Raw genomic sequence first — 24,696 nt, 5'->3', positions numbered from 1 at the left:
CCACCTAAACCGAGGGTTCAGCCCTGTTAGCTTTGTTAAAGATTGCAGACAGGGAATGGACGCTGGGTTAGCAGAGCTTGCTGTCTCGAGCAGTCCATTCCCCTGGTTATCCCTGATTGTGTTGCTGCCGGCGGCAGCAGCCCTGGTGTTGCCACTGGTGCCAGCCAGCGAGGACAAGCCATCCCCGGCGCCCAGAATCATCACGCTCATCGTCCTTCTGGTCGATCTGCTGCTGATGATGGGGGTGTTTGCCACCCGCTTCGACCCCAGCGCTGAAGGCCTCCAGTTGGTGGAGCGTGTGAGCTGGCTCCCGGCCCTCGGCCTGGAGTGGTCCCTTGGTGTGGATGGTCTTTCCGCGCCTTTGGTCGTTCTCAGCGGCCTGGTGACCTTGCTCTCAGTAGCCGCCAGCTGGTCGGTTGAGCGCAAACCAAGGCTGTACTTCGCCCTGATGCTGGTTCAGGCCTCTGCCCAGGGCCTGGTCTTTCTCTCCCAAGACTTCCTGCTCTTCTTCCTCGCTTGGGAATTGGAGCTGGTTCCCGTTTACCTGTTGATCGCTATTTGGGGCGGACAGAACCGCCAATACGCCGCGACCAAATTCATCCTCTACACAGCGCTTGCCTCATTGCTGATCCTGATCAGTGGTTTAGCGCTGGCCCTTTCGGGCGATTCCTTTACGTTCAACCTCACTGAACTGGCCGCTCGCTCCCCCGGCGGCAGCTTTGGTCTGTTGTGTTACCTGGGCTTCCTGATCGGCTTCGGCGTCAAACTGCCGATGTTCCCTCTGCACACGTGGCTCCCGGATGCCCACGGTGAGGCGAATGCGCCGGTTTCGATGCTTCTGGCAGGTGTGCTCTTGAAAATGGGCGGATACGCGCTGCTCCGCTTCAACGTGCAGATGCTGCCGGATGCGCACTACACCCTCGCTCCTGCACTGGTGATCCTCGGGATCGTGAACATCGTCTACGGCGCCCTCAACGCCTTTGCCCAAGACAACGTGAAGCGCAGGATCGCTTGCAGCTCAGTCAGTCACATGGGATTCGTCCTTGTGGGGATCGGTGCCGTGGATGCACTGGGGATCAGCGGCGCGATGCTTCAGATGGTCAGCCACGGCCTGATCGCCGCCGCGATGTTCTTCGTGACAGGGGTGTTTTACGAGCGAACAAAAACTCTCTCAATTCCAAACATGGGGGGGTTGGCGAAAGCGTTGCCCATCACCTTCGCCTTCTTCCTGGCCAGCTCCCTGGCATCGCTGGCGCTGCCAGGCATGAGCGGCTTTATCAGTGAAATCACCGTGTTCCTTGGCATCACCAGCCAGGAAGCCTTCACTTCACTGTTCCGATCGATCACCGTGCTTCTGGCCGCCATCGGTCTTGTACTCACACCGATCTATCTGCTCTCCATGTGCAGGAGAGTGTTCTTTGGCCCAAGGATTCCTGCACTTGCCAGCGTGAATGACATGAGGCCTAGGGAATTGATCATTGGCCTCAGCCTGCTGGTACCAACCCTGGTGATCGGAATCTGGCCTCGCGTCGCAATGGATCTCTACGAGGCCTCCACCAATGCCCTCGCCCTGCAGTTCATCGCCAGCTGAAATGACGACCTCTATTTCCCCCCTGCTTCGCGGCAAAGGGCTTCCCGAGTTTCAGGCCATTTCGCCAGAGCTGGTCAGCCAAGACATTCCTGTTCTCCTCGAACAGCTCGATCGAGCCTTCACTGAGCTTGAGAAATCTCTGGAATCAGCCTTAGCGGGCCCGTCCCGACTCTCCTGGGACGCGGTCATGCAGCCGCTTCAGGCCATCGGCGAACGGCTGCGGTGGAGCTGGGGTGTGGTGTCTCACCTCAATGGCGTCTGCAATTCTCCCGAGCTACGCGATGCCCATGCCACCCAGCAGCCCGATGTTGTGCGTCTCAGCAACCGCCTGGGGCAAAGCCAGATTCTTCATCAGGCCCTGGAATCACTGCAAAGCAGTCCTGCCGATCCGCTGAACGCAACCCAACAGAGGATTCTGAAATCAGAGTTGCTGTCGATGCAGCAGCGCGGGGTTGGCCTCAGTGGCGATGAGAAAGCAGCCTTCAACCGCACCAGTGAGCGTCTGGCAGCACTCTCCACCCAGTTCGGAAACCACGTCCTCGATGCCACGCAGCAGTGGACCCTGAAGCTCACCCAACCCAACGAGGTGGAAGGCCTGCCGCAAAGGGCTTTGGAAGCGCTGGCCGCAGCAGCGCGTGAGGCAGGGGACGCTGAGGCTTCCGCTGAATCCGGCCCCTGGCTGCTTGGGCTGGACATGCCCCGCTACCTGCCGTTCCTGACCCATGCCAAAAACCGTGCCCTGCGAGAACAGGCCTATCGCGCTCACGTGGGTCGAGCAAGCGAGGGAGAACTCGATAACCGTGCGTTGATTGAAGAAATCCTGACCCTGAGGAGAGAACAAGCCGCTCGCCTGGGGTATGCCCACTGGGCTGATCTCAGCCTCAGCGCCAAAATGGCCGATGACGTGCCGGCGGTCGAAGCACTGCTGGAAGAACTCCGCGCTGCGGCCTATCCAGCAGCTGAGCAGGAACTGCGGGATCTCCAAGCCATCGCCCGGGAACACCAAGCCCCGGAAGCCGATGACTTGGCCCCCTGGGATGTCGCGTACTGGTCAGAGCGACTGCGCCAATCCCGTTTCGACTTAGATCAAGAAGCTCTGCGCCCCTGGTTCCCACTGCCGAAGGTTTTAGACGGTCTGTTCAGCCTCTGCTCACGGCTGTTTGACGTGGAGATTGTCGCCGCCGATGGCGAGGCACCGATCTGGAACGACGATGTTCGCTTCTTCCGGGTGAAACGCTCGGATGGCATACCGATCGCTGGCTTCTACCTGGACCCCTACAGCCGGCCGGCGAGCAAACGCGGTGGGGCCTGGATGGATGAATGCCTCGGCCTGAAGAAGCAACCGGATGGATCGGTGGTGCTGCCGGTGGCCTATCTGATCTGCAACCAGACTCCACCTGTCGGAGACACCCCCAGCCTGATGAGCTTCGAGGAGGTGGAGACCCTCTTCCATGAATTCGGCCATGGGCTCCAGCACATGCTCACCACCGTTGAAGAACCGGAAGCCGCCGGCATCAGCAACGTGGAATGGGATGCCGTTGAACTCCCCAGCCAGTTCATGGAGAACTGGTGCCTCGATCACGCCACATTGATGGGCATGGCGCGCCACTGGAAGACCGGTGAACCTCTGCCTGAGGCTGAATTCAACAAGCTACGCAGCAGTCGCACCTTCAATGCGGGACTGGCCACCCTGCGGCAAGTTCACTTCGCCCTCAGTGACCTTCGCCTCCACAGCAAGTGGACTCCGGAGCTCGGCATTACGCCCGACGCGCTGCGCCGTGAGATCGCCGCGACCACCACAGTGATGGCTCCGATCCCGGAGGATCAATTCCTCTGTTCCTTCGGCCATATCTTTGCGGGCGGTTATTCAGCCGGGTACTACTCCTACAAATGGGCTGAAGTGCTGAGTGCGGATGCCTTCTCAGCATTTGAGGAGGTGGGTCTGGATCATGAGGATCGGGTTCGTGAAACCGGAGCTCGCTTCCGCGACACCGTGCTCAGCCTGGGTGGTAGCCGCTCCCCTTCGGAAGTCTTCGAAGCATTCCGCGGCCGCCCTGCAAGCACCGAGGCGCTGATTCGCCATTCCGGCCTGGTTGCCGCGGCCTGAACTCAGTCGCGCAACGTGCTGCAAAGCCGTCGAAGGGCGGCGGGATGGCTAATCAACTGCTGATGGGTCCAAACGGGGAGGCCCTCGCGACGACCCATCGGCAGAACGGCCCTCCAGCCTGGACACACCATCAGATCCCAGCGGCAAAAGAAGCTGCAGCACTCGATAGCAGCCAGGGCCTTGGGCTGTCCATTCAGTTGCCGTAACAGGCGACTGCCCACTTTCATGTCTGCAGCGCCGGCCAGTAGCGGGCGGGGCATCAGCTGGGCGGCAAGGGTGCCCTGCTGTGGACTGCCCACGCTGAAGAAGCGCCTGGTGCGCTGCACCCCCCCCAGCTCCTGCAACCAGATCCTCCCGATCACTCCCCCCATCGAGAACCCCAGAAGATCAACTTCGGTGTCTGAACCGAAGCGCTCCTGAATGTGCTGATCCAAGCGAGACGCCAACTGACGTAAGGGGACCCACCCCAGACCATGGGGAAGGTGCGGCGCAAGCAACGGGCGATCCGGCTGGTCAAGTTCCTGAATCAGGCGGTGAAAGAGGCGGGGCGTGTCCCAGAGACCATGCACCAGAACGAGGGGAGTGGTCACAGCGCCGACGTCCCCCCGTGACGCGAGCGTTCCACGAACACCCGACCGTTGAACCCTGGAACCGGTGCAGCACATTTGGTCAGTCGCAGCCAGACCGGGATGGGCCCGTACAGCGTTTCCAGACGATCCAGAACCTGCTCGCTGAAGTGCTCGATCGTGAAGCAACGAACCTGCTGGGACAGAGCTTGCAGGGCCTGAATCGCCACGCTGTAGTCAAGGCTCCGGCTCAGGTCGTCGGCTCCGGCGGCGGCAGTCAGATCGAGCTGAACACTGAAATCAAGGCTGAACCACTGGCCATCCCGGCGTTCGTGCTCCAACACCCCGACATGGGCCCACAAGCGGAGCTCCCGCACCCCGATGCAATCCATCAGAGGGGCCGGTCGATGTGGGTGAAGGCACAGCTGCCGTTGGCGTAGTCGGCAGCGATGTGGCCCTCGCCGCGTAACCGGTAGCGGTACGTCACCAGCCCCTCCAAACCGACCGGTCCCCGGGGCGGCAGGGTCTGGGTGCTAATTCCCACCTCAGCGCCGAATCCGTAGCGGAAACCATCGGCAAACCGGCTCGAGCAGTTGTGATAAACCCCGGCGCTATCCACCGCCGCAAGGAAGCGATCAGCAGCCTTGGAATCCTCGGTGAGGATCACTTCGGTGTGACGCGACCCGTAAGAGCGGATGTGGTCGGTAGCTGCCTCCAGATCATCCACCAGCTTCACTGCCAGGATCAGATCCAGATACTCGGTGCTCCAGTCCTCCTCCGTGGCCGCTTCAGCCACACCAAGGTCCATGCTCTCCGCATCGCCCCGCAGCTGAACCCCGGCAGCCGCGAATGCCGGCAGTGCTGCAGCAAGAAAAGGCTTGGCAATGGCCCGATGCACCAGCAACGTTTCGATGGCATTGCAGGCTGCGGGGTACTGGCCCTTGCTGTCCACCGCCACCCGAACGGCTTTATCAACGTCGGCCGCAGCATCCACGAAGAGATGGCAGACCCCATCGGCATGGCCGAGCACCGGGATGCGGGTGTTGTCCTGGATGAAGCGAACCAGTTCGTTGCTGCCCCTGGGGATGATCAGATCCACGAGGCCATCCAGACGCAACAACGCCAGGCTCTCCTGACGTGTGGTGAGCAGCGCGAGGGCATCGGCAGACACCGGACTTGCCGCCAGACCTGCCTGCAAGGCTTCCATCACGGCCTCGTTGGTGCAGCGCGCCTCACTGCCCCCCTTCAACAGGGCACCATTTCCCGAACGGATCGCCAGGGACGCGATCTGCATGACCGCATCAGGCCTGGCTTCAAAGATCACACCCACCACCCCAAGCGGGACGGAAACCCGTTCCAGGACCAATCCGTGATCCAGCTCCCTATGCAACTGGCGACAGCCCAGTGGATCGCTCAGGCTGGCCACCTTGCGGACGCCATCAATCGCTGCAGCCAACTTGGTTTCATCCAGCTTCAGCCTGGCCATCAGGGCCGGTGCCAGTCCCTCGGTTGCAGACCGTTCAAGGTCTTGACGATTGGCAGCCAGGATGCTGCCGGCACGCTCGGTCAGGGCATCCGCCATCGCCTGGAGCGCCAGCGCCCGTTGGCCGTCATCAGTCTGCCCCAGATCAACAGCAGCACGACGGACAGCCGCTGCACGCTGCAACAGCGCGGCGGAAGGCTCTGGAACGCTGGACATCAACGCAATCAATCTGGAGCCATCATCCCGTTCAGCCGCTGCAGGGCGAGCCGCGCAGCCCCAAGGCGTCCGGCGCCATTACCAAGGCAGGCGGCTTCGATGCGCAACCCCTCCCGCGACACGGCCTGAACCCGCGACTCCACCTCGCGGCGTACTGACGGGAGAAAGTGATGCGCTGCACCCGCCAGCCCACCACCCAGCAACACCAACTGAGGGGTAAACACGTAAACCAAAGAGGCAACGCCACAGCCCAGACACTCGCCGTAACGGTTCCAGACCTCAACGGCAGCCGGATCACCGGCATCGGCCTCTGCACTGAGCTGGCGAGGATCGCGATCGCAGAGCCGCCGCAGGCCCGTGATGCTCGCGAACTGCTCCAGGGAGCCACGGTTGCCGCTGTTGCAGGCCGGACCATCGGGCTGCAACCCGATCAGCCCCGGTTCCGCCGCCGCACCGTTGTGGCCCGTGAACAACTCCCCCTGCAGGAGCACTCCCCCTCCCACACCGGTGCCGAGGGTGAGCAGCACCACATCCTCCACACCCTGGGCAGCACCGAGCCAGGCCTCACCCACCACGGCACAGTTGCCGTCATTGGCGAGGGTGACCCGGCGATTGAGCCGTGACTCCAACCAGTCCGCCAGCGGCACGTCCTCCCAGCCGGGCAAGTTGATGCAAACCCGCGCCACCCGGGCAGCCGCATCCATCGGACCAGGAAGCCCGATGCCAACCGCCTCGGCCTGGTGCTCCGGGTCGATCTTTGCGATGGCCTCACAAAGGGCCATGGTCACGGCGCCAGGAACGGCGGGCTGCGGTGTGGGCCATTGCGCCTCCGCTAGCACCGTGCCATCGAAAGAGATCCGAGCCAGCTTGATCGCCGTGCCCCCGAGATCCACACCGATCACCTGCGCAACAGGCATGACTCAGAACCGGAAGAACACCTGCAACTGGCTCTGCCAGGTGCCGTTGGCATCCACAGCCCCAGACACGGTGGTGTTCGGCGTCAGCCGATAAGAGAGGGTTGCCTGGGGAGGAACATCTGTCGTGTTCGGTGCAGCCAGAACGGAGAGGTCGAACTTGTCGGTCAACGCCACACCAAACTCCGTCACCACTGTGAGTGTTGGCGAAATCTGGCCGGAGGTGCGCTCCTTCTCTGATTTCACATCGGGGTTGACGTAGGTCGGAAAAATCGCCACCTGGAGCCGTTGCCCCATGGCATCGGTCAAGGTGCCCAGCACAGGTGAGAGCAGCGACTGACTCAGCATCGTGGCCAAAGCAGCACCACCGTTTCCGCCCAAAGAGGCCAGGGAATTACCACCGATCAGACCCAACAGCTGCTGCTCGCTCATAGGTGGTGTGCTGCGTAGAACAAGATTTTCTTTGTCAACCAGACGGTTGGCCGGCCCGGTGGCCTGGACCATGACCTTCACCAAGCGGAGCTGACCACCCTCGGCATAAGCGCTGCCCGTGCCATTGGAAGCAAATAGGTTGGCACTGGTGATCTGATCGCTGCTGCCCGCGCTGACGGTGTCGGAGACCCTGGCTTGCATGGCGATATCCACATAGGGCACCAGACCCAGCGAGGGAGTAAACACCGCTGCATTCGCCGCCTGCGGATCCAAACGCAGTGGAGCAAGGGGAGGAATCCAGATCCTGCCGGACTTGAGCCGGATCAAGCCTCGCGCCTCCAAGGAGGGATCCAAGGGGCCGTTCAACGTGACGGCGCCTCCCCCTTTGAAGCTGATCCAAGGGGGCATCAGCACCTCGATATCAGGGCCCAGGGCCAGTCGAAGATTTTCAAAGCGGATAGCCGACAGTTTCGGCATGAACCGTTGCAGCTGATCCGGACCTTGGATGGATCGGTTGGGGCCCATTAGGACCAGAGGTTCCTGGAAGTCCCACTTCTCCGCCAGGAGTTGCATCACCGATTCGGAACCGGGCTGTACCTCCTTTGAGGGGCCCTCAACACCGGTGGGAACGAGGGTTTGAAGTCCGCGCCGCCGCAGCCGTCCGAAGAATCCGGACTGCGGCCGAAGCGTGCCTCGAGACAGGGTCAGATCTCCAGAGATGATGGGTTGCAACAAAGCACCGGAGACCTGCAGTTCACCATCGGCCTGGAACTGCACGATCGGCTGACGAATCTGACCTTGGCTGAGTTGCAAGGTGAGGGGTGGAGCATCGCTCCGGGGAGCAAACAGGCCGAGCGTTCCTGATCCACTCAACTTGCCGCCGCGGCCCACCTCGGCCTCAAGGCGTTGCACCAACACCCGATCGAAATCGAAGAGAACCGAGGCGTTGATCCGGCTCAGCGCCTGTTCACCGATGCTGAGGTCACCGTTGGTGACGACAAGAAAGCCATTGGCTTGGGGTTGCTTCAGGGGCCCGCGCAACAGAAGTCGCAGATCCGTGCCCCCCTGCTTGACCGTCAGCGAATCGCCCGCCAGAAGCGTCAAAACGCCAAGGGCATCCCCATGGCTTTCGATCTTCAGGTTCAGATCGGCATCGGGGTCGAAGGGAACGACCCCCGAAACGATGATGGGTTCCTTACTGTCCCCCCCCCTCAGGGCGAGATCCAGGCGGATCAAATCATGGTCGACGATGACCGATCGCTGCTCCAACTGCAGGGGTTGGCCCGCCAGACTTGCGGACTCGAGCACCAAATCGGAGACCAGCAGGGGCGCATCTCCGCTGAGGTCGTAACGGCCGCGGATGCCAACGCTGCCGCGCAGCTGCGGCGGAACAGGTGCCAGCAACGCCAGCAGCGGTAGCGGGACCTGCAGCAGCGAGAGGTCACCAGATCCACCGAACAACGGCCCACGCAATGTGGCGACCATGGGTTCGAGCTGGAGAGCCTTGGCCTGGTCGTCCCCTTCAATCCACAGATGGGCCTTGGCGATGAGATCGGCCTTCAGATGCTTTGGATCAGGAGCCTGGATCGTTCCCGAAACATTGACCCGTCCTTCCAAGCGCTCCAGTTCTGGTCCTTTGCTGGGATGGGCCAGGGCATAAGCCTCGAGAGCACGTCGCGATTGCGCCAACGCTTGTAACTGCCCATCGAGGGAACCGCCGAAAGTATTGATGAACAGAGTTCCGAGATCCTCGGCACGCCCAGAGGCCAGACCGGGATGGGTGTCGTTCCCTCTCAATTGACGGGAAATGAGCGTCAGCCAGGTGACATCAAGACCTTCCGCCTCGATCTGGCTATGCATCCGCCCACCTAGATCTCCACGGCCCTTCAGCCGGATGCTGCCTACCAGGGGGATAAGCGTTGCATCTGCCTGAAAACGTCCGTCCGTCAGGGATCCCTCCACATTGAGGCTCTCCATGGCGATTCCTGCCAAGGAGGGTTCAGCGATCGCAGCAGACCCACTGACCGCGAACGGGGCCATGGCCAGGCTCCCCTCACCCGTCAGCTGGCCAGCCACCGCTTTGGGCTGGTTGACCGGCGTAACGATGAATCGAAGACCATCGATGTTGAGGTCCGCTGCACTCCATCGGTAGCGGCGTTGCCCACCTCTGGGCGCCACACCATCCAGGCGCAACTGCCCCTCGCCACGGTCCAGACGCACGGCCTGAGGCCAACCATCTGCGGCGAGCTCGGCCACGAGCAAGCCGGGCACTGAGGGCTGCTGGGCCGCCATCTCAAGACGAGCGCCACGGCCGAGCACACCACTGAGGCGCCCTTGCCAACGCTCGGGAACCTGCAAGGCCCCGAAGCGGGGTTGGTCCAGCATCAGCCTGATATCTGTCTGAAGGGCTGACAGTGCACCGTTCAGCCGCCCCCGCGCCGCCACCCGGCCGTTCAAAGGCGTGCCGACCAAGGGGCTGAAGCGGCTCATTTCCAGAGGTTTGAGTTCAAAGCCGCTCTGCAGTTCACCGGCTTGCAGCCGCCCCTGCTCCAGTTGCAAAGGCAGGCGCGCTTCCGCCCGCAGCATCGGGCTGGTGAAGCGATCCAGCACCAGAGCCGAATCAGCCGTGGACCATCGGGTCTGGAACGACCAGCGCTCCAGAAGAGGATTCACCGCCTGGCCAAGCTTCAGGGTCAGATCCGGTGAGGCCAAAGCACCACTGACGTCAACGGCTCCAAGGATCGGAGCGGTTTGACCCAACCCTGCCTGAAGCGACGGGACGGCAGACCAGAAGCGGGGATCAATCTGCAGCTCGGTACTGCGCAGATCCAGGTTGGATCCGATCGTTCCAGCAAGCCCGAAGCGAAGTCCAGGGGCGCTGAGCCGGAGCCGGTCCACCAAAACAGCCGGTTGCTGAGGTTGAAGCCAAGGGGTGCGCCACTGACCATCCAACGTCAGAGCTGTGTTGAGGCCCATGGTCTCGGGCAGCTGGAGCTGACCATCGGCACTCCACCGGGGCTCCTCCCAGGGGCCCTGGATCCGGAGCTTCAAGCGATCCTTGCTCGCGGGGCTGACATCTGAGCTGCGAACTTCAGCGCGAAGATCAAAGCGTTTGTTCAAAGCCACGGAGCCTGAGGCCAGAGCCTCAAACGATCCGAAACGCAGTGTTGCGGGCTCCAACTTCAGTTGATCACCCTTGCAACCAATGCTGAGGCGACGGCTCTGGACTGACGCAAGTTTGAGACGGTTCAGCCTGACTCCACCCCGGCAGTTCAAGGCGCCACCGGTCCAGCTGATCTGGATATCGCCCTGCAGTTGTCCTGAGGCATCCAAATCCCCCGCGGGGGCCATGACCGTCCCGAACGGTTGCAGGTTGAGCCGATCCAGCCGACTGCGCAGCCTGAAGCTGGGGCGATCCCAGTGCCCTTGACCATCCAGGCGCAACGAGCCTTTGGAGTCGACCCAGCGCAGTGAAGATTCGGTGCTGAAAAATGCCTCCCCCAGCAAAACCGAGCCCTGGCTGCGGAGTTCAAGGGTCTGCCGCTGAGGGCCGAAACGCAGCCACGCGGGATCAGCCAACTTGTACTGGATACCAAGCCGCGGCAGGTCGCCTTCGCCGCTCGCAGGTCCAAACGTCCAGTAATGACCTGCCTCATTGACCTCTAACTGGCCGCGCAGCTTGTGCAGGGTGATCTGCAGAACCGGCTGCAAACGCCGAAGACTGGCCAGGGGCGCAAGGCTGACCTCAAACCCCGCCAGGCTTAGTTCAGAACGATCCGCCTCTGACGGCAGGATCTGGCTGGGGCCAATAGCCATTCCCCAAGGGCGTAATCCCTTGTAGGGACCGAGTTTCAGCGGATGACCAAGAGGAGCCGAAAGAGCTCTTTCCAAGGTGGGACGGAAGCGGGCAACGGTGCGCTCCGCAACACGATCAAGGGCGATGAAAACCGCTGTTCCAGCACCGATCAGAACGAAACTGCCCGCTGCTAGCAAGGCTCTGCGCCGCGTTTTCCCCATCAGACGCGACGGACATCCCGGAATCTCGCGCAATATAAGGAGACTGTTTTCAGTCCACCAGACCCCATGTCCTTCGATCAGCTGCTGCTTACTGCCGCTCCCTGGCTGGGCTGGTCCGGTCTTGGGCTGGGAGTGCTGACAGGTGTTGCCTTCCTCGCCCGTTGGGGCATCCGTTTTCGCCTGGTCGGCGTCAGCAGCTTCACGCTGTTGCTGGCGGTCAGCTGCTGGGCATTCGGCGTGAGCTACACACCACCCGTGGTGGTGGAGGGCGCTGTACGGGCGCCGATCGTGTTCGACAACGGCAACGACCTGGTCGTGGCACAGGTTCCGACCGACCTAGCGCCTTCAACAGTCCAGGCCACCCTGGAGCAACTGGAAGGGAACCTGCGTGGCTCCGGCCGCAGCAGCAGCACTGTGCTGGTGCGGTTACGGGGAATCCAGACAGAAGGCGACGGCCAGGGCCGCCCCGTCATCCTTGGCGAGGTCAGCAAGACCTTTCGTTGATGCCGAACTTCAACGACACGATTCAGGAGCTTCCCCAGTCGTTTCGCAGGGAAAAAAAGGAGCTTGATCAGGCTGGCATCAACCACTGGTCGGCCATCCGCGACCTCACGGATCTGGAGTTGAGCCAACTGGCCCGCAGCGGTCAGGCATCGGCCCGCAATCTCAAACGGCTACGGGGCATGGCGAACTTGGTCTGCGGGTTGGATCTCCCCCCCCAGGACGCCGCGCTGCTGATGCATGCCGGCATTGCCACACCAGCCGCTTTAGCGGCGTGCAGCCCCGAGCGCCTCGTACGCCAGACCGGCAGGCTGGAGCGCAGCCTCGGGACCAAAAGGCCCGCCGTCGTGGATCTGAAGGTGGCCGGCGACTGGATCCGACGCGCCAAACAACTTGCGAACTGACCCCAAGAGCCCTGACTTGCTGTCCAATCCTGCGTAAGAAGAATTGATGAGGTTGTCCCCCCTGCGCACAGCTCTGGTTGCTTTGGCTCTGATCGGGTCTCCCTCACTTGTGGGTGCTGCTGATTCAGATTTGCTCAACAGCGTCAAACGCAATCCTGAAAAAGCCAAGGCGATGTGTCGTTCATTCCGGGACATGAACGACAACGGACAATCGGCCTACTCCAAGAAAGCCACCCGCAAGATCGCCACAAGTCAGAACCTGAACTTTCAGGATGCGGAAATCCTGGTGACCTACGTCGTGGGGATGCATTGCCCCGATGTCCGCTGAGACCAATGGAGTTCACTGCCGCCATGCGGCGCTGACGCTTCCTGATGGCGTCGTGCTGCAGTCGAGGCTTTGGCACCCCAGCCATGGCGGACCCTGGCCTGCCTTGCTGATGCGGCAACCCTATGGAAGCCGCATCGCCTCAACGGTCACCTACGCCCATCCAACGTGGTGGGCCTCCCATGGATTCCTAGTCGTCGTTCAAGACGTGCGAGGTCAAGGGGAATCTGAGGGCAGCTTCGGGGGATTTGGTCAGGAAGCGGCCGACACCACCGCCACCCACGCCTGGGTTCGCCAACTGCCGGAGTGCAATGGCCGCCTTGGGGCCTACGGGTTTTCGTATCAGGGATTAACCCAGCTCACCGCAGCTGAATCCACGCCGCCACCGGATTGCACAACACCGGCGATGACCGGACTGGACGAACGTCGCCACTGGAGTTGTGAAGGAGGTGCCCACTGGTGGCACCTTGGACTCGGCTGGGGGCTCCAGCTCGCCGCTCTTCAGGCACAGCGACGCGGTGATGCAACGGCATGGCTGGAGATCCGCAGAAGCCTGGAAGACAACCGTTACCTGCGGGACGGGCCTGCACTGCTGGAACGCCATGACCCCGATGGCATGGCTTGGAGATGGTTGCAAAGCGACCCGGCCCAGGAGCAGCAATGGACGGTTCATCACCCCCCCGTGAACTGGCTCCAACGCCCGATGCTGTTAATCGGCGGATGGTGGGACCCGCATTTGGTAGGCCTTCTCGACCTCTGGTGTCGCAGCCAAGCCGCTGGAGGTCAGCCATCACTCCATATCGGACCGGCCTCCCACCTGCAGTGGTGGCCGGAAACCCAGCAGCTCTTGCTGCAGTTCTTCCAAGAGCACTTACAGGATCGACCACCACTGAAGCCGGCGCCAACCAGCCAGCTCTGGAACATCACGCACCATCACTGGGACGCCATCCCCGCACCAGACGCGGTCGAAGCGATCTCATGGGGACTGCGCAGCCAGGGACTGTCCTGCATCGATCCACACGACGGTGCGCTCGTGACGGATGGAGAGGGAGAGGGCGGCGTAAGCATCGTTCATGACCCCTGGCGACCGGTTCCAGCCATTGGTGGACACCTCGGAACAACCCCTGGCCCCGTTGACCGGTATGCGGTTGATCAACGCAGCGATGTCGCAACATTCACCTCTGAACCTTTGGGGGCTGAACTGCTGCTGTCGGGTCAGCCGTTGCTGCTGCTGAACGCCCAAGCAGACCAGCCAGGGTTTGATCTCTGCATCAGCCTGTCGCGCCTGCCTGCTGACGGCAACACAGTTGAGCAACTGAGTACGGGCGTCCTGCGAGTACGAGGGGAAGAGGCGCTGACATCAGCGATCCGCAACGTGACCCTTCAACCCCTTCAGGCCGCACTGGCTCAGGGAGATCGCTTGCGGATCTCAATCGCAGCAGCAGCGTGGCCTGCCATTGGCGTCAACCCTGGGCACGACGGCGTGCCCTGCGGAGCACCAAGCCAGGAGCATCGTGTGGTGACGCTGACACTCGAGCTTGCTGACTCCACCCTGCAGCTGAACCCCTTTACCTCCGGCAGACTGAAGCTCGACTGATGTTTGTGCTTTGAAGCTCTCTGCTGCCCTGCTGGCCATCGCTCTGTCAGCCCCGATGGGGTTGATCAGTCCCGCAGCAGCGGAGGAGCTAACCAGGACTGAACTCACACCAGCCCAGGCAACAGCGGCCGCTGAAGTCCTGCTGGAGGCTCTGAAGGAACGCCAAGGGAACGTGATGCATGGCGCCCTAGCCGCTCCAGTCCAGACCAGTGTTGATGTCAAGACCGTCCAGGCTCGCCTTGACCAACGCGTAGCCATCGAAGCGAGCCGCATTGTCAGCGTGATTCCCGGCTACAACACGACCACGATTGACGCTGTCGTGACCACCGCATCCGGTGACGAAGGGATGCTGATGGTGCTGGACGAGGACGGCAAGCTGCTCGCCTGGAAGTGGACCGATCAGATCCAACCCATCGAAACAACAGCGCTGGAATTCACCCGGGACCTTGCGGCAGGCCGTTGGATTGCCGCAAGGTCCAAGATGTCCTTGCAACTTCAGGAAGAGCTGGCTCCTGGAGACCTGGAACGCAAGTGGACCAAGCTCAGCCGAGTCGCTGGTGGTTTCCGCAAGGTCAAGGACGCTGTAATCGCCCACCAGGGGGGGGATCAGCAACTCGTCCTCGTGGCTGTTGCCTTCGGCAAGGCCACATCAAACTTGTTTGTGATCTTCGACGAACGTGGTCGGATCATCAACGTCGACATTTCCAGGGACTTCGTCTGAAGATCAGCGGATTTGTTTCGTAAATCAGGCTTAACATCGCGCCCAATTCTTAGGTCTCCCATGGGTGTCGCCGCAGTCCTCGACTGGATGGTGCAGGACGGCGAACGGTTGGCGAATTGTCGCCATGACCACCCGTTCGCGGTGCTCGGTCCCCAGCCCTCAGATCAGGGTTGGACCGTGCGGATGTGGATGCCAGAGGCCCAAAGCGTGACCCTGCTGGTGGCTGGCGAACAAATCGCCATGACCACGCCGAACCACCCCTGGGTGTTTGAGGCAGAGATCGGCAAGGACCCTGGCCTGGACTACCGGGTCCGAGTCGAACGAGGCGGCATCGTTCACGAACAGCACGATCCCTGGGCCTTCCGTGGTGAATGGATGGGCGAAATGGATCGCCACCTGTTTGCTGAGGGCAACCATCACCACATCTGGCAAAAGATGGGTGCCCACCTCACCGAGCGAGAAGGCATCACGGGTGTGATGTTCTGCCTTTGGGCTCCCAACGCTCTGAGCGTCTCAGTCATCGGAGATCTGAACTCCTGGGACGGACGCCACCACCCCATGCAACAGCGTCTCGGTGGCATCTGGGAATTGTTCGTTCCCGGACTCAATGAAGGCCATCTCTACAAATACGAAATCCGCACCCAGGACGGCCACTGCTACCAAAAGGCTGACCCCTACGGTTTCCAGCACGAAGTCCGCCCGGACAACAGCTCCGTGGTGGCCCGCCTGAACGGATACAGCTGGGACGACCAGGAGTGGATGCAGAAGCGCGACAGCAGCAACGCGCTCGATCAACCCATCTCGGTGTACGAAATGCACCTGGGCAGCTGGATCCACGCCTCAGCGGAGGAGCCGTGGATTCAACCCGACGGGACCCCGCGCAAACCGGTTCCTGCGGCGGATATGAAGCCCGGTGCTCGCCTCCTCACCTATGCCGAGCTCGCCGATCGCCTGATTCCCTACGTCAAGGAGAGGGGATTCACCCACATCGAGGTGATGCCGATCACCGAGCACCCCTTCGATGGGTCGTGGGGCTATCAGGTGACGGGTTGGTACGCCCCCACCAGCCGCTACGGAACGCCTGATGAATTCCGGGCCTTCGTGGATCGCTGCCACGCCGAAGGGATCGGGGTGATCATCGATTGGGTTCCCGGCCATTTCCCGAAGGATGCCCATGGCCTTGCTTTCTTCGATGGTGCACACCTTTACGAACACAGCGATCCACGGATCGGGGAACACAAGGAATGGGGCACCCTGATCTTCAACTACAGCCGCAATGAGGTTCGCAACTTCCTTGTTGCCAATCTGATCTTCTGGTTCGAGCAATTCCACATCGATGGCATTCGTGTGGATGCGGTGGCCTCGATGCTTTATCGCGACTACCTGCGTCCCGATGGGGAATGGCTCCCGAATGAGAACGGCGGGCGGGAGAACACCGAGGCGGTCCGCTTCCTCCAGCAAGCCAACCACGTGCTGTTCCAGCACTACCCCGGGGCCCTCTCCATTGCGGAGGAATCAACAACCTGGCCGATGGTGACGCAGCCAACGGACATCGGAGGGCTCGGATTCAACCTCAAATGGAACATGGGTTGGATGCACGACATGCTCGATTACTTCGAGCTGGACCCGTGGTTCCGCCAGTTCCATCAGAACAACATCACCTTCTCGATCTGGTACACCTACACCGAGAACTTCATGTTGGCGCTGAGCCACGATGAAGTGGTGCACGGCAAAAGCCATCTCCTGCACAAAATGCCAGGAGATGACTGGCAGAAGTACGCCAACACAAGGGCTTTGCTGGCCTACATGTGGACGCACCCCGGCAAGAAGACGATCTTTATGGGGATGGAATTCGGCCAGCGGGCCGAATGGAACGTTTGGGGGGATCTGGAGTGGGATCTGCTCAACTACGAACCTCACAAAGGCATCCAGCGACTGGTGGATGACCTCAACGTTCTCTACAAGGCGGAACCGGCCCTCTGGCGTGACGACTTCGACCAGTTCGGCTTCCAGTGGATCGACTGCAATGACAACCGCCATTCCGTCATCAGCTTCATGCGTCGGGAGAGCAGCAGCGGCACCTGGCTCGTGGTGGTGGCGAACTTCACTCCCCAAAGCCACTCCAACTACCGCGTGGGCGTTCCGCTCGCGGGCTTCTACGAGGAGATCTTCAACTCCGATGCGGCCAAATACGGCGGCAGCAACCTCGGCAACATGGGCGGCAAACCGACGGAAGAGTGGGGCATCCATGGCTATGAGAACTCCCTGGATCTCTGCCTGCCACCGCTGAGCCTGGTGGTGTTCAAGCACGACCCGAAACGCAGCCTCAGTAGCAGCGACCCTGACAACATCCTGTGACGAAGGTGATGACTATTAGGGGGTGAAGCGCTAGTGGAGCCTTTGATTCAGGTAAGTTTTCGGCTGACCTGACCGGGCTTGATGAGCGACTCTTTACCCCTGCTCCTGCGTGCTGCGCGAGGTGAATCGGTGGAGCGTCCTCCGGTTTGGATGATGCGCCAGGCCGGGCGCTACATGAAGATCTACCGGGACCTACGTGACAAGTACCCCAGCTTCCGTGAGCGGTCCGAAAACCCTGATCTCTCCTATGAGATCTCGATGCAGCCGTTTCATGCCTTCAAGCCTGACGGCGTGATCCTGTTCTCCGACATCCTCACGCCCCTACCGGGGATGGGGATTGACTTCGACATCATTGAGAGCAAAGGCCCCCAAATTGGCGACCCCATCCGAAGCATGGCCCAGGTGGATGCCCTGCACCCGCTGAACCCAGCCGAGTCGATGCCCTTCGTGGGCGAAGTTCTGGGACGTCTCCGCCAAAGCGTTGGAAACGAGGCGGCTGTTCTTGGTTTCGTCGGTGCCCCCTGGACCCTCGCCGCCTACGTGGTGGAGGGCAAGAGCAGCAAGAACTACGCGGTGATCAAGGCCATGGCCTTCCGCGAGCCCGACATCCTTCACAAGCTGCTCGACCACTTCGCTGAGTCGATCGCCAATTACCTGCGTTACCAGATTGATTCCGGTGCACAGGTGGTGCAGATGTTTGATTCCTGGGCTGGCCAGCTGAGCCCTGCTGACTACGACACCTTTGCTGCGCCCTATCAGAAAAAAGTGGTGGATCTGGTCAAGCAGACGCACCCTGATACCCCCTTCATCCTCTACATCTCCGGTAGCGCAGGTGTTCTCGAGCGGATGGCCAACACCGGCGTCGACATCATTTCGCTGGATTGGACGGTGGACATGGCGGAAGCCCTGGCGCGATTGCCGGAGCACATCGGTGTTCAGGGCAATGTGGACCCCGGCCTGCTGTTCGGCACCCCAGAGGCGATCGAGGCTCGCATCGATGACTGCGTCCGCAAGGCCCGCGGTCGCAAGCACATCCTCAATCTGGGCCATGGAATCCTGCCGGGAACTCCCGAGGAGAACGGTGAAGCCTTCTTCCGCTCCGGCAAGAGCGTGATGGACCGTCTCGGGGCTGCCGTTTGACCCGCATCCTGGTGACCGGCGCCAGCGGCTGCGTCGGTCAGTACGTCTCCCGCTGGCTGCTGGAGAATTCCGAGGCAGAGTTGCTTCTCTGGCTGAGGGACCCCGCCAAGCTCAATGCTGTTCCTGCAGACCACCCCCGCATCCGCCTTCTGGTGGGGGATCTTCGGGACACAGACCGGTTTGCCCATGAGCTGGCAACAATCAACCGGGTGATCCACACCGCCACAGCCTGGGGTGATCCCGAGCGGGCCGAACAGGTGAATGTGGTGGCCGTGAAGCGGATGCTTGAGCTTCTGGATCCAGCCAAGCTGGAACAGGTCATCTATTTCTCAACGGCCAGCGTGCTCGACCGGCACCTACGTCCACTGCCGGAAGCGCTGGCCTACGGCACGGAATACATCCAAACCAAGGCCCGCTGCCTCAGGGATCTGGAAGAGCACCCCCTGGCCAGCAAAATCATCGCCGTGTTTCCCACCTTGGTGTTTGGCGGACGGGTCGATGGCACCAGCCCCTTCCCCACCAGCTATCTCACCGAAGGCTTGGTTGAAGTGAGCCGTTGGCTGTGGCTGGCCCGTTGGCTGCGGGTGGATGCGAGCTTCCACTTCATCCATGCGGAAGACATCGCCCGCATCTGCGGCCTGTTGGCAACACATCCCCATGAGCCAAACCGTGAGCCCGGTCAAGGGGCGCTGCGCCGCGTGGTCATGGGTCAACCAGCCATTTCAGTGAACGACACCGTGGCCACCCTCTGCCGCTGGCGCGGTGTTGCTCGCACGCCAGGCATTCCGCTCTGGCCATGGCTGATTGAAACGCTAATCCGCGTTCTCCCCATTGAAGTGAACGCTTGGGACCGATTCAGCATTCGCCAGCGACACTTCATTCATGACCCGGTGACGCAGCCGGAACGCTTCGGTGGCAGCAGCCATGCTCCCGACTTAGCAACAGTTCTTTGTGATTCCGGATTGCCCAACCGCGGAACCCCCAGAGCAGAGCGTAAAATTGCTGGATCGACATAGCTCTTTCATGCGCTCCGTCATCCGCACCGTTGCAGCTGCTTGCTGCGCCTTCCTGATGCTGATCGGCCTCAACGTCGGCACAGCTCAAGCTGCCACCGTTGAAGTGAAGCTAGGCACCGACGCCGGCATGCTCGCTTTCGAGCCTGCAACCGTAAACATCAAGGCAGGCGACACCGTCAAGTTTGTCAACAACAAATTGGCACCTCATAACGCTGTCTTCGAAGGCAACGATGAGTACAGCCACTCCGATCTCGCCTTCAACCCCGGCGAATCCTGGGAAGAAACCTTCGCTACCGCTGGCACCTACGACTACTACTGCGAGCCCCACCGTGGTGCTGGCATGGTCGGCAAAGTGATCGTCGAGTGATTCCAAAATTTCTCTAGAAATTAAGGTTTCATCCCAATTGAACTGAAAACCCTGAGCTGTGTGTCAATCACAGCTCAGGGTTCTTTTTTTTGCCAGAAACGATGGATACCTTGGAGTATTGGACGGATTTTGATGGCACGCGCTGCAGGCCTGATCCTGACGCTCTTGATGATCGTCGGTTCGACTGATCTGCTGTCAGCCCCGGCGATGGCGATTGACACATCAGCCTTTGAGCAAGGCGAGCAGATTTTCAACAGCAACTGCGCGGCCTGTCACATGGGAGGCGGCAATGTGATCAGCGCCAAACGCACGCTGAAGATCAGCGACTTGAGCAACCACGTCGAGGCCTATACGAGCGCCCCTTTGGAGGCTCTTGAGCACGAAATCGAGGATGGCCTCAATGCAATGCCCGGCTATGCCGACAAACTGAGTGAAGAGGAGATCATTGCGGTGGCCACCTACGTCGAACAACGGGCTGAATTGGGCTGGTAAGTGCGATGAGTCGTGAAGCTCTTCAAGATTTTCTGCGGGCGATCGAGCATCACCAGGGATTGCGACGCGATGCTGCGCGTTGCAGCGATGACATCGAATTACTGGCCCTGGCCCAGCGCCATGGCTTCGACGTTATCCAGCGAGATCTCAGCGACGATGCTCAGGAATCAGCCATCACTCGCTGGTTTGAAACCAGCAGGATCCAACGCTCCTTTCAATCACCACCCTCTCAATCAAGACCGTCTCAATCAACACCGTCCTGATGGCCGTTGTCACCCTGCTCAGTGATTTCATTGATGGCACCAGCATGGCTCTGGCCGAAGACACCGATGCCGCCGATCTGAACGCCTTCATGACCGCCAATCAAGGCCGGCTCTGGGCGAGCGTGCAACAACGCCGAAGGCAGCGACGTCAAACCGTCGTGCGCCGCGGCCCGGGAACGGTGTACTTCGCAGCGGATGCCACCGGCGCAGCCACTGTGGAGCGCTACCTCAGCAGCGAAACAGGATCAGCAGAGGAAGCAGACGCCATGCAGGCCATGCAGGTCGCAGGGGTGGAAGTTGCACCCCATGTGGGGGCTGACCGCGAGCGCGATGCACTGCTCAACGGTCAATTGCGGGGGCTGACCGACCAAGCCAAGGCCGAGGGTTTCGGCTGAACCAACCGACCACGACCCAATGACGCTTCCCGACAACCCCCTGGGCCTAGAGAGTTTTGAGGAACTGGTCGCCTGGACCGTCTCCTACCTCCACTTCAAACACGCACTTGAGGTCATTGCCTTCACCCCAGAGATCGCGACGGCCTACCTGAACAACTTCAGCGACTTCAAAAGTCGCTACGCCACGGAGATGAAAAAGCAGGACATCCTGGAAGCCCGTCTTCCCAAGGAGATGCGAGAGACGATTGAGGCCGAAAACGCTCACCGTGCATTGCTGAGGCAGCTCCTCAACGGTTGATCAAGCATCAACTCAGCGCACGTCCTGACACGCCAAATCAGACCCTGAATGAGACTGAATCTCACGAAGCGGGATGGGCCTGTTTGGCAGCCTTCAGCACACCGAGGTAGAGGTCTTCGTCAATCTCGCGGATGTCGTACTCCGTCGGCTTCACCCCGTGATGGTGCTCATGGACGACCATCCAACAGCTGCGCTCCAGCTCTCCGCCAGCTGTCGACGACAGCGCCAAACTCTTCTGGACGAGAGACTCCACCAGCTGTGGATCAGACATCGGCCCTTCTCAGTTCGGCGAACTCTAAAAACCCATTCCGGTTTGCCGCCCCCTGGTGAGAGCACCCAACCGAATCCTTCGGTTTGCCCCCTCGGGCCTCGCATCAATCGCCATACGGTGAACGGAGTTTGAAGCGCATCAGAGATGCAACCCACGGCGGAACAGTTCACTGAAAAAGCCTGGGCCGCCATCGTCGCCGCCCAGCAACTGGCGCAAACCAGCAAACATCAGCACCTTGAAACGGAGCATCTGCTGCTGGCTCTTCTGCAGCAGAACGGTTTGGCTGGCCGAATTCTGAGCAAAGCAGGTGTCGACGTCGCCAATTTCCAAGCGTCGGTCGAGACCCATCTCAAGCAGCAACCCAGCCTTGGATCTCCACCGGAATCAGTCTTTCTGGGACGTTCCCTGAACAGCTGCCTGGATCGAGCAGAAACAGCCCGTGATGGATTCAGCGACAGCTACATCGCTATCGAACATCTGTTGCTGGCCTTGTCGGACGATGAACGCTGCGGAAGGCAACTGCTCAGCCAAGCGGGCGTCGATACCACCAAACTCAAAGAAGCCATTACTGCTGTGCGAGGCAACCAGACGGTGACCGATCAGAACCCAGAGGGGACCTATGAATCCCTCGAAAAGTATGGGAGGGACCTGACGGCAGCTGCCCGTGACGGCAAGCTAGACCCGGTGATCGGGCGGGACGAGGAGATCCGACGCACGATCCAGATCCTCAGCCGACGCACCAAGAACAACCCCGTGTTGATTGGCGAACCGGGGGTTGGCAAAACCGCAATTGTGGAGGGACTGGCACAGCGGATCGTCAACGGTGACGTACCGCAGGCCTTGCAGAATCGTCAGCTCATCGCCCTCGACATGGGGGCCCTGATCGCTGGAGCGAAATACCGAGGCGAGTTTGAGGAACGCCTCAAAGCTGTGCTCAAGGAGGTCACCTCCTCCGAAGGCCAGATCGTGCTGTTCATCGATGAAATCCACACGGTGGTGGGCGCAGGAGCCACCGGTGGAGCCATGGACGCCAGCAACCTGCTCAAACCGATGCTGGCCCGGGGAGAACTCCGCTGCATCGGTGCCACCACCCTTGATGAGCATCGACAGCACATCGAAAAGGACCCTGCCCTGGAGCGACGCTTCCAGCAAGTGTTGGTGGATCAACCCACGGTGGAAGACACGATTTCCATCCTGCGCGGTCTCAAAGAGCGCTATGAGGTGCACCACGGCGTCCGCATTGCCGACAGTGCCCTGGTGGCTGCTGCTGTCTTGAGCAGCCGCTACATCGCTGACCGCTTTTTGCCCGACAAAGCGATCGATCTGGTGGATGAATCCGCCGCGCGCCTGAAGATGGAGATCACCTCCAAACCTGAGGAGATCGATGAAATCGATCGCAAGATCCTGCAGCTGGAGATGGAAAAGCTCTCCCTCGGCCGTGAATCCGACAGTGCCAGCCAGGAACGGCTGCAACGGATCGAACGGGAACTGGCGGAACTGGGCGAACAGCAAAGTTCGCTGAATGCCCAGTGGCAGCAGGAGAAAGGCGCCATCGACGAGCTCTCGTCGCTTAAAGAAGAGATCGAACGGGTGCAGCTGCAGGTGGAACAAGCCAAGCGCAGCTACGACCTCAACAAAGCGGCGGAACTGGAATACGGCACCTTGGCCTCCCTGCAGAAGCAGTTGCTCGAGCAGGAAGCCCAGATCGCCTCGGAGGAGCCTGGCGAGAAAGGCTTGCTGCGGGAGGAGGTGAGTGAAGACGACATTGCCGAGGTGATCGCCAAGTGGACCGGGATCCCCGTGGCGCGGCTGGTGCAGAGCGAAATGGAGAAGCTGCTGCAGCTGGAGGATGACTTGCATCAGCGGGTGATCGGCCAGAACCAGGCCGTCACCGCGGTGGCGGATGCGATCCAACGATCCAGGGCAGGCCTGAGCGACCCGAACCGCCCCATCGCCAGCTTTCTCTTTCTCGGCCCCACCGGTGTTGGCAAGACCGAACTCTCCAAAGCACTCGCCAACCGGCTGTTCGACAGCGATGACGCGATGGTGCGCATCGACATGTCGGAGTACATGGAGAAGCACACCGTCAGTCGTTTGATCGGTGCGCCCCCAGGCTATGTGGGTTACGAAGCAGGGGGCCAGCTCACAGAAGCGGTGCGTCGTCGGCCCTACGCCGTGATCCTGTTCGACGAGGTAGAGAAAGCCCACCCCGATGTCTTCAACGTGATGCTGCAAATCCTCGATGACGGCCGCGTCACCGATGGGCAAGGCCGCACCGTGGACTTCACCAACACGGTGCTGATTCTCACCAGCAACATCGGCAGCCAATCGATCCTGGAGCTGGCCGCTGATCCCGAGCAGCATGAAGCGATGGAAGCCAGGGTGAATGAAGCTCTCCGGGCCCATTTCCGGCCGGAATTTCTCAATCGTCTGGACGATCAGATCATCTTCCACAGCCTCAGGCGGGAGGAGCTGCGCCAGATCGTCACCCTCCAGGTGGAACGCCTACGCAAGCGGCTGGCTGACCGCAAGCTGGAGCTCAACCTGAGTCACGGGGCCGCCGACTGGCTCGCCAGTGCTGGGTATGACCCTGTGTACGGGGCACGACCGCTGAAACGGGCTGTTCAACGGGAACTTGAGACACCCATTGCCAAGGCGATCCTGGCGGGTCGTTACGGCGAGGGGCAGGCGATCAGCGTGGAGCTGGAGGCTGACCAGTTAGCTCTGCGCTGAGAACCACGGGGGAACAGCGGTATAGGTGGCTGCGTTGCTGCTGTTCTCCCGAGCCTCCACCGCATAGCAACAGGTGCGACCGCTATCGCGCTCCTGCAGCAGCTTGTTGGCCCAAGCCCAGATCAAGGCCGCCGTCGCCTCCATGCCCACGTTCTCCATCACGCGGAGATCCAGGGCCCCGAGGTCGTGCAGCCGCTGCCACTCCGCCAGCAGTGGATCATCGGCATTGACCAGAAAGGTGTGGTCAAACTGCTGCCGCAGCTGTTGTTCGAAAGGGCGAAGGCTGGAGAAATCAACGACAAAACCGCAGGCATCCAGCTCAGTTGCGGCGAACCAGAGGTTGAAACTGCGGCTGTACCCATGCACGAAGCGGCAATGTCCTTCGTGACGCCACTGCCGATGACAGCAGGGATATCCGCTGAAGGCTTTGCTGCAGCTGTAAGGGGTCGGAGAAACGAGCAAGGGGGGAAAACGCGGAATGGAGCACGC

23 protein-coding genes are annotated in these 24,696 nt (G+C 60.9%); 16 read left to right on the top strand and 7 right to left on the bottom strand.

Annotated features, from left to right (window positions below; all coding sequences use genetic code 11):
* Window positions 1-55: 55 nt before the first annotated feature.
* Both NCN06_RS08220 and NCN06_RS08215 read left to right on the top strand, forming a co-directional pair.
* A complete protein-coding gene (locus NCN06_RS08220; RefSeq protein ID WP_115023507.1) occupies window positions 56-1,591 on the top strand; it encodes an NAD(P)H-quinone oxidoreductase subunit 4 in 1,536 nt (511 codons plus the stop codon).
* Between the two features lies 1 nt (window position 1,592).
* The gene (locus NCN06_RS08215) at window positions 1,593-3,698 is read left to right on the top strand and encodes a M3 family metallopeptidase (RefSeq protein WP_226398457.1); all 2,106 of its coding nucleotides are present in this window, start codon (window positions 1,593-1,595) and stop codon (window positions 3,696-3,698) included.
* A gap of 2 nt (window positions 3,699-3,700) precedes the next feature.
* Here NCN06_RS08215 and NCN06_RS08210 read toward each other — a convergent pair whose 3' ends face one another.
* From NCN06_RS08210 to NCN06_RS08190, 5 genes are read right to left on the bottom strand one after another with little or no spacing between them, the layout of a single operon-like run.
* The gene (locus NCN06_RS08210; RefSeq protein WP_226398456.1) at window positions 3,701-4,288 is read right to left on the bottom strand and encodes an esterase/lipase family protein; all 588 of its coding nucleotides are present in this window, start codon (window positions 4,286-4,288) and stop codon (window positions 3,701-3,703) included.
* Complete coding sequence (locus NCN06_RS08205) at window positions 4,285-4,656, bottom strand: dihydroneopterin aldolase (RefSeq protein ID WP_226398455.1); 372 nt, start codon at window positions 4,654-4,656, stop codon at window positions 4,285-4,287. The genes NCN06_RS08210 and NCN06_RS08205 overlap by 4 nt, the downstream gene beginning before the upstream one ends.
* On the bottom strand, window positions 4,656-5,963 hold the full coding sequence (locus tag NCN06_RS08200) for a glutamate-5-semialdehyde dehydrogenase (RefSeq protein WP_250398849.1): 1,308 nt from the start codon (window positions 5,961-5,963) through the stop codon (window positions 4,656-4,658). The genes NCN06_RS08205 and NCN06_RS08200 overlap by 1 nt, the downstream gene beginning before the upstream one ends.
* An 8-nt stretch (window positions 5,964-5,971) precedes the next feature.
* Window positions 5,972-6,880, bottom strand: coding sequence for an ROK family protein (locus tag NCN06_RS08195; RefSeq protein WP_250398848.1), 909 nt, complete (start codon window positions 6,878-6,880; stop codon window positions 5,972-5,974).
* 3 nt (window positions 6,881-6,883) lie between these two features.
* The gene (locus tag NCN06_RS08190) at window positions 6,884-11,326 is read right to left on the bottom strand and encodes a translocation/assembly module TamB domain-containing protein (protein ID WP_250398847.1); all 4,443 of its coding nucleotides are present in this window, start codon (window positions 11,324-11,326) and stop codon (window positions 6,884-6,886) included.
* A 66-nt stretch (window positions 11,327-11,392) separates the two neighbouring features.
* Between NCN06_RS08190 and NCN06_RS08185 the strand changes: the two genes are divergently transcribed.
* The 13 genes from NCN06_RS08185 (at window position 11,393) to NCN06_RS08125 (ending at window position 21,203) form a co-directional block, all read left to right on the top strand.
* The gene (locus tag NCN06_RS08185; RefSeq protein WP_166016685.1) at window positions 11,393-11,830 is read left to right on the top strand and encodes a Ycf51 family protein; all 438 of its coding nucleotides are present in this window, start codon (window positions 11,393-11,395) and stop codon (window positions 11,828-11,830) included.
* On the top strand, window positions 11,830-12,231 hold the full coding sequence (locus NCN06_RS08180) for a DUF4332 domain-containing protein (RefSeq protein WP_226398451.1): 402 nt from the start codon (window positions 11,830-11,832) through the stop codon (window positions 12,229-12,231). Before NCN06_RS08185 ends, NCN06_RS08180 begins: the two co-directional genes overlap by 1 nt.
* Window positions 12,232-12,292: 61 nt before the next feature.
* Window positions 12,293-12,559, top strand: a complete 267-nt coding sequence (locus tag NCN06_RS08175; RefSeq protein ID WP_502988833.1) for a DUF8664 family protein — start codon at window positions 12,293-12,295, stop codon at window positions 12,557-12,559.
* Complete coding sequence (locus NCN06_RS08170) at window positions 12,549-14,153, top strand: CocE/NonD family hydrolase (RefSeq protein ID WP_226398449.1); 1,605 nt, start codon at window positions 12,549-12,551, stop codon at window positions 14,151-14,153. Before NCN06_RS08175 ends, NCN06_RS08170 begins: the two co-directional genes overlap by 11 nt.
* Window positions 14,154-14,163: 10 nt before the next feature.
* Complete coding sequence (locus tag NCN06_RS08165) at window positions 14,164-14,874, top strand: DUF3887 domain-containing protein (RefSeq protein WP_226398448.1); 711 nt, start codon at window positions 14,164-14,166, stop codon at window positions 14,872-14,874.
* Between the two features lie 60 nt (window positions 14,875-14,934).
* On the top strand, window positions 14,935-17,232 hold the full coding sequence (glgB, locus tag NCN06_RS08160; RefSeq protein WP_226398447.1) for a 1,4-alpha-glucan branching protein GlgB: 2,298 nt from the start codon (window positions 14,935-14,937) through the stop codon (window positions 17,230-17,232).
* Window positions 17,233-17,313: 81 nt separating this feature from the next.
* Window positions 17,314-18,372: a uroporphyrinogen decarboxylase gene (hemE, locus tag NCN06_RS08155; protein WP_226398446.1), complete on the top strand. Its 1,059-nt coding sequence runs from the start codon at window positions 17,314-17,316 to the stop codon at window positions 18,370-18,372.
* Window positions 18,369-19,388: an NAD-dependent epimerase/dehydratase family protein gene (locus NCN06_RS08150; RefSeq protein WP_226398445.1), complete on the top strand. Its 1,020-nt coding sequence runs from the start codon at window positions 18,369-18,371 to the stop codon at window positions 19,386-19,388. Before hemE ends, NCN06_RS08150 begins: the two co-directional genes overlap by 4 nt.
* A gap of 7 nt (window positions 19,389-19,395) precedes the next feature.
* Window positions 19,396-19,755: a plastocyanin gene (gene petE / locus NCN06_RS08145; RefSeq protein WP_186571870.1), complete on the top strand. Its 360-nt coding sequence runs from the start codon at window positions 19,396-19,398 to the stop codon at window positions 19,753-19,755.
* 132 nt (window positions 19,756-19,887) lie between these two features.
* Window positions 19,888-20,247 (top strand): c-type cytochrome, encoded by a 360-nt coding sequence (locus NCN06_RS08140; protein WP_226398444.1) that lies wholly within the window; start codon window positions 19,888-19,890, stop codon window positions 20,245-20,247.
* Between the two features lie 5 nt (window positions 20,248-20,252).
* Window positions 20,253-20,510, top strand: coding sequence for a Nif11-like leader peptide family natural product precursor (locus NCN06_RS08135; RefSeq protein ID WP_226398443.1), 258 nt, complete (start codon window positions 20,253-20,255; stop codon window positions 20,508-20,510).
* A complete protein-coding gene (locus NCN06_RS08130; protein ID WP_226398442.1) occupies window positions 20,510-20,905 on the top strand; it encodes a hypothetical protein in 396 nt (131 codons plus the stop codon). Before NCN06_RS08135 ends, NCN06_RS08130 begins: the two co-directional genes overlap by 1 nt.
* Window positions 20,906-20,924: 19 nt before the next feature.
* Window positions 20,925-21,203, top strand: coding sequence for a hypothetical protein (locus NCN06_RS08125; RefSeq protein ID WP_226398441.1), 279 nt, complete (start codon window positions 20,925-20,927; stop codon window positions 21,201-21,203).
* A 61-nt stretch (window positions 21,204-21,264) separates the two neighbouring features.
* Here NCN06_RS08125 and NCN06_RS08120 read toward each other — a convergent pair whose 3' ends face one another.
* A complete protein-coding gene (locus NCN06_RS08120) occupies window positions 21,265-21,474 on the bottom strand; it encodes a DUF8662 family protein (protein ID WP_115023525.1) in 210 nt (69 codons plus the stop codon).
* A gap of 144 nt (window positions 21,475-21,618) precedes the next feature.
* On the opposite strand from NCN06_RS08120, the gene clpB reads away from it, so the two are divergent.
* Window positions 21,619-24,207 (top strand): ATP-dependent chaperone ClpB, encoded by a 2,589-nt coding sequence (clpB, locus tag NCN06_RS08115; protein WP_250398846.1) that lies wholly within the window; start codon window positions 21,619-21,621, stop codon window positions 24,205-24,207.
* Here clpB and NCN06_RS08110 read toward each other — a convergent pair.
* The gene (locus NCN06_RS08110; protein WP_226398439.1) at window positions 24,193-24,669 is read right to left on the bottom strand and encodes a 6-carboxytetrahydropterin synthase; all 477 of its coding nucleotides are present in this window, start codon (window positions 24,667-24,669) and stop codon (window positions 24,193-24,195) included. The two genes, clpB and NCN06_RS08110, sit on opposite strands and share 15 nt — an antisense overlap.
* Window positions 24,670-24,696 lie beyond the last annotated feature (27 nt).

It is taken from the genome of Synechococcus sp. MU1648, from assembly GCF_023630615.1.
In the GTDB taxonomy this organism is placed as follows: domain Bacteria; phylum Cyanobacteriota; class Cyanobacteriia; order PCC-6307; family Cyanobiaceae; genus Parasynechococcus.
This window is presented reverse-complemented; position numbering and strand designations above follow the sequence as displayed.